General features: G+C 74.5%; 2 protein-coding genes and 1 pseudogene. 2 read left to right on the top strand and 1 reads right to left on the bottom strand.

The window, feature by feature from the left end:
• A partial coding sequence (locus HUW36_RS28390) for a DUF6311 domain-containing protein (protein ID WP_174530934.1) occupies window positions 1–1782 on the top strand: 1782 nt, incomplete at its 5' end.
• A 3-nt stretch (window positions 1783–1785) separates the two neighbouring features.
• Here the strand turns inward: HUW36_RS28390 and HUW36_RS28385 are convergent.
• The gene (locus tag HUW36_RS28385) at window positions 1786–2976 is read right to left on the bottom strand and encodes a glycosyltransferase family 39 protein (RefSeq protein WP_174530933.1); all 1191 of its coding nucleotides are present in this window, start codon (window positions 2974–2976) and stop codon (window positions 1786–1788) included.
• Between the two features lie 281 nt (window positions 2977–3257).
• Between HUW36_RS28385 and HUW36_RS28380 the strand changes: the two are divergent.
• A pseudogene (locus HUW36_RS28380) lies at window positions 3258–3481 on the top strand (glycosyl transferase family 1); the annotation flags it as partial.

The raw sequence follows: 3481 nt of genomic DNA, 5'->3' as shown, positions 1-3481 counted from the left end.
CGGCCGACGTCGACGCCCGAGCCGGCCGACCGGCCCGACGACGCCGGGGGACGGTGGCGCCGGCGGCGGCCGGACCTGCTGGTCGCGGCGATCTTCCTGGCCGGCGCGTTCTGGGTGACCGGGCGCGGGTGGCTGGACCACGACGGCCGGCTGCTCGGCAGCCGCCCGAACGACCAGGGCTTCAACGAGTGGATGCTGGCCTACGCCGCGCACGCCGTGAGCCACCTGGAGAACCCGTTCTTCACCACGCTGCAGAACGCCCCCGACGGCGTGAACCTGATGACCAACGTCGGCATGCAGCTGCCCGGGCTCGTGCTGTCGCCGGTGACCCTGCTGTTCGGCGCGTCCTTCTCCTACCTGCTGTTCATCACGCTCAACCTGGCCGGCACCGGCTACGCCTGGTACCACGTGTTGTCCCGGCACCTGGTCACCTCCCGGGTGGCGGCCTTCGCCGGCGGCCTGTTCTGCGCGTTCGCGCCCGCGCTGGTCTCGCACAGCAACGGGCACCCGCACATCACCGCCCAGTGGCTGGTGCCGTTCATCGTCTGGCGGGTGGTCGCGCTGGCCCGCGACGGCCGGCCGCTGCGCAACGGGCTGGTGCTCGGCGCTCTGGTGGTGGCGCAGTTCTTCGTCAGCCTGGAGATCCTCTTCCTGGCCGCGCTCGGCTGCCTCATGCTTGTCGTCGGCTACGTGATCTTCCGGCCGCGTGAGGCGCTGCGCCGGGCCCGCCCGCTGCTCGGCGGGCTCGCCGTGACCGGCGTCCTGGTGGGCGCCGCGGCGGCGTACCCGCTGTGGATGCAGTTCGCCGGGCCGCAGCACCGCATCGGTCACCCGGGCAACCCGGACGTCTACGCGCTCACCGTCGGCTCGTTCGTGCGCTACGCCACCGAGTCGGTCGCCGGCAGCCCCACCAGCGCCCTGCGCTGGGGCCCGAACACCACCGAGCAGGCCAGCTTCTACGGCTGGTCGGTGGTGGTCCTCGCGCTGGGCGCCGCCTGGTGGCTGCGCCGCGAGATCGTGGTCCGGGTGCTCGCCGTGGTGGCCGCGATCTCGGCGGTCTTCTCGATCGGCACCACCTGGACCGTGGGCACCCGCCGCACCGACGTGCCGGCGCCGTTCGCCCTGGTCTCCGAGCTGCCGGTGTTCGACTCGGTGGTGGTCTCCCGGTTCGCGCTGATCACCACGGTGGCGCTCGGCGTGCTGTTCGCGGTGGCCGGGGACCGGGTGGCCCGGCTGCGGCTGGGCGAGGCCGGGCAGAGCCGACTGGTGCCCCGGCTGGCCGCGGTCGCCCTGCTCGCGGCGCTGCTGCCGATCCTGCCCACGCCGCTGGAGGCGCGGGGGCGCAACCCGGTGCCGGACTTCGTCACCGCCGGCGTCTGGAAGGACCACGTCGCGCCCGGCCGCACCCTGGTGCCGGTTCCGGTCGACGGCATGACGTCGCTGTACTGGAGTTCCGCCGCGCTGGCCGGCTTCGCCGTGCCGGAGGGCTACTTCCTCGCGCCGGTCTCCAAGACCGACGCCACCGGCCGCTGGGGCGTCGAGCCGCAGCCGACCGCGAAGCTGCTCACCGCCGTGTCGCGCGGCCAGCGGGACACCGCGGTCGGCCCGGCCGAGGTCGAGCAGGCCCGCGCCGACGTGCGGCACTGGAAGGCCGACGCGGTGGCGCTGCCGGACCGCGCCCGCCGCCACGACGACCTCAAGGTGGTGCTGGACGCGCTCTACGGGCCGGGGCAGCGGGTGGCCGACGTGTGGCTGTGGGACGTGCGCCCGCTCACCCGCTGAGCGTCACGGCGATCGGGTCCAGATCAGCAGCAGGTAGCCGCCGAAGTAGGTGGAGAAGGCGGTCAGCGCCACCAGCACGGTGACGGCCCGGGCCCGACCGGCCCGGGCCAGCCCGACCGCCGCCGGCAGCAGCAGCGCGAACGCCGGCAGCAGGAACCGGGCCTTGGAGCGGTAGTAGCCCGCCGCGCCCAGCGTGGTGACAAGCATCAGCCCGCTGAACAGCAGCAGTTGCCAGGGCTGCCGGTCCAGCACGCCCAGCACCAGGAACATCAGCGACAGCACCAGCACCACGCTCACCACCAGCATCTGCGGCGCGGCCGGCTCCGCCAGCACCTCCCGCGCCCGCTGGAACGTGTAGACGCCGAAGTCGAAGTGGCTGCGCCAGCCGGCGGACTGGATGTGGAACCAGCCGTCCGGCCGCCCGGTCTGGACGCCGACCCAGGCCAGGTAGCCGAGCCAGCCGGCCGGGGCGAGCAGCATGGCGACCCAGGGCCGCCAGCCGTCGCGGCGTCGGACGACCGCGATCAGCGCGGCCAGCCCGACCACCGGGATCAGCGACGAGGCGGTCGGCCGGGTCAGGCCGGCGAACAGGCAGAGCACGCCCGCGGTGAGCCAGTGGCGGCGCAGCAGCGCGTAGAGCGTCCAGGCGGCCAGCGCGGTGAAGAGCGTCTCGCTGTAGGCCATCGACTCCACCACGGCGTGCGGCAGCGCCGCCCAGAGCGCGGCGAGGACCACCCCGGTGCGCCGGTCGTACAGGTACGACCCGATCGCGTACAGCGCCCAGGCGGCGGCCAGCCCGGCCAGCCCGGCCACGACCAGCCCGGCGCCACGCGCGGTGAGCGGGGAGAGCCGCTCCACCAGCCCGACCAGGCCGGGGTAGAGCGGGAAGAAGGCCATGTCGCTCTGCACACGTGCGTACCCGTCGTAGCCGTGCTGCGCGATCGACAGGTAGTAGGTCGCGTCCGACCGGGTGAGCCGCTGCACCGGCGACACGCCCGACGCGCGGGCCCACACGTAGACGGCCAGCACACCGACGGCTCGGATCAGGAGGTAGACGGCGAGGGCCGGCAGGGCGTCGCGGACCGCAACCCGCAACCACCGGAGCCGGTCCGGGCGGGGCGGGTCGGAATCCGCCGGCACCGTCGCCGGTGCCGGCGCCGGCCGGCTCGGTTCCTCGGTCGTCACCACGTCCATTGTGCGATCCCGTCCGCGCTGAGCTGGGACGATCCGGAGGGCACGCGCGACGTGGCCGGGGACCCGGCAGACGACCCGCAGCGGCCACCGGTCGTTGAACAGGAAGGAGGGTAGCAATCGGCGCGCCGGGTCGCGGACCGCCGACGCGGGCGGGCGTTCCGGCCGAAGCCGTTGTCGTAGACTCGCTCGGGTCCGCGGGCGCGGTGCTGGCGACGACGAAACGGGCAGGAATGGGATCTGACGGCACGACCGCAGCGGCGACCACCCGGGGACGGGTCGTCATGCTGGTGGACAACGGGGTCATCGGGGACTCCCGGGTGCAGAAGGCGGCGCGCTCCGCCGCCGAGGCCGGCTGGGACGTCGTGCTGCTCGGCCGCGCGCCGGTGGGCCAGCCGCAGAGCTGGCGGCTCGGCGACGCCGAGGTGCGCCTGGTCCCCATGCCCGAGCCGCTCGCGCGCCGCCGGCACGAGTTCCGCCGGGCCTGGCTGCGCCATCCGCTAGATCG

It is taken from the genome of Micromonospora maritima (assembly GCF_902825405.1).
Lineage (GTDB): Bacteria > Actinomycetota > Actinomycetes > Mycobacteriales > Micromonosporaceae > Micromonospora > Micromonospora maritima.
This window is presented reverse-complemented; position numbering and strand designations above follow the sequence as displayed.